Source organism: Streptomyces sp. P5F9, assembly GCF_057961495.1.
Genome location: NZ_JBXVPZ010000840.1, coordinates 258 through 1,918, shown reverse-complemented (window position 1 = coordinate 1,918; position 1,661 = coordinate 258). Strand labels below are relative to the sequence as shown.

The window sequence follows — 1,661 nt, the reverse complement described above, 5'->3', positions numbered from 1 at the left end:
GGCCAGGGACGTTCCGGTAGCGGCAACATCCTGGGCGCTCTGCTCTCGGCCTTGGGCAGCAGTCAGGGCGGGGGCAGTGGTGGCAACGGAAGCAATCCGCTGGGCGGGCTTCTGGAGATGCTCACCAGGTCCGGGCTCGCCGAGCAGAAGGACTCCTGGGTCGGCACCGGGCAGAACCAGTCCGTCACCGGCGCCCAGATCCAGCAGGCGTTGCCCGACGAGACCCTGCGGAAGGTCGCCGAGCAGGCCGGTGTCACCCCGGAGCAGGCCGCGAGCGACCTCGCGCGGACGCTGCCCCAGGCCGTCGACAAGCTCACCCCGGAGGGCCAGGTGCCGCAGGCCGCCTCGCTGGAGGAACTGGTCCGGCAGCAGTCCCTGTGACCCGTCTCGGTGGGCGGGCGCCGCGCACCCGTACCGGGCGGGCTGATTAGGCTGGATGTACCAAGAGCCGTACATCAGCGAGGAGCCAAGCCGTGGCGGTACGAGCGGTCCGGGGCGCCGTCCAACTGGACAAGGACGACGCCGGGCACATGGACGAGCAGGTCGGAGCGCTGCTCACCGCCGTCCTGGAGCGGAACGGCCTCACCGCCGAGGATCTGATCAGCGTCTGGTTCACGGCCACGCCCGATCTGCACAGCGACTTCCCGGCGGCCGCCGCGCGCAAGCTCGGCAGCGGTTTCGCCGACGTGCCGCTGATCTGCGCGCAGGAACTCGACATCGAGGGCGCGATGCCCCGCGTGGTCCGTGTCCTCGCGCACATCGAGTCCGACCGGCCCCGTGCCGACATCGCGCACGTGTACCTCGGTGCGGCGGCCGCCCTGCGCAAGGACATCGCGCAGTGAGGACCGCGCTCGTCATCGGCACCGGGCTCATCGGCACGTCCGCCGCGCTCGCGCTCGCCTCGCGCGGAGTCGTCGTGCACCTCGCCGACCACGACCCCGAGCAGGCCCGTACGGCGGCCGCGCTCGGCGCCGGAACCGACGAGGCGCCGGACGGGCCCGTCGACCTCGCGATCGTCGCCGCGCCGCCCGCGCTGGTGGCCGGGGTGCTGGCCGACGCGATGCGGCGGGGTGCGGCCCGGGGCTACCTCGACGTGGCCAGCGTCAAGGGCGGTCCGCGGCGGGAGCTGGAGTCGCTGGGGCTCGACCCGTCGGTGATGTCCCGGTACATCGGTTCGCACCCCATGTCCGGGCGCGAGAAGTCGGGTCCGCTGGCGGCGACCGGTGACCTCTTCGAGGGGCGCCCGTGGGTGTTGACGCCCACGCGTGACACCGACACCGAGGTGTTGAACCTCGCCCTGGAGCTGGTGTCGCACTGCCGTGCGGTGCCGGTTGTCATGGATGCCGATGCCCATGACCGGGCCGTGGCGTTGGTCTCCCATATGCCTCATCTGGTGTCCAGCATGGTCGCCGCGCGGTTGGAGAACGCCGAGGAGGCCGCCGTACGGCTGTGTGGGCAGGGGATTCGGGACGTGACCCGGATCGCCGCGTCCGATCCCCGGATGTGGATCGACATCCTGTCCGCCAACCCCGGGCCCGTCGCCGATCTGCTCACCGATGTCGCCGGGGATCTGGAGGAGACGGTTCGGGCCTTGCGCGCGCTCCAGTCCGCCGATGACGGCAAGCGGCGGGAGGGCGCGCAAGGCCCGAACCGTCTCCTCC

The 1,661-nt window shown here is 72.1% G+C and carries 3 protein-coding genes; all 3 read left to right on the top strand.

All coding sequences use genetic code 11. The features are described from left to right. The coding region (locus tag AC31A1_RS50750; protein ID WP_489659806.1) for a YidB family protein at window positions 1–381 on the top strand (381 nt) is incomplete at its 5' end. Between the two features lie 92 nt (window positions 382–473). Beyond that, on the top strand, window positions 474–842 hold the full coding sequence (gene aroH / locus AC31A1_RS50745; protein WP_393760092.1) for a chorismate mutase: 369 nt from the start codon (window positions 474–476) through the stop codon (window positions 840–842). Continuing rightward, on the top strand, window positions 839–1,661 hold an 823-nt coding region (locus AC31A1_RS50740; protein WP_489659805.1), incomplete at its 3' end, for a prephenate dehydrogenase. The genes aroH and AC31A1_RS50740, both read left to right, overlap by 4 nt.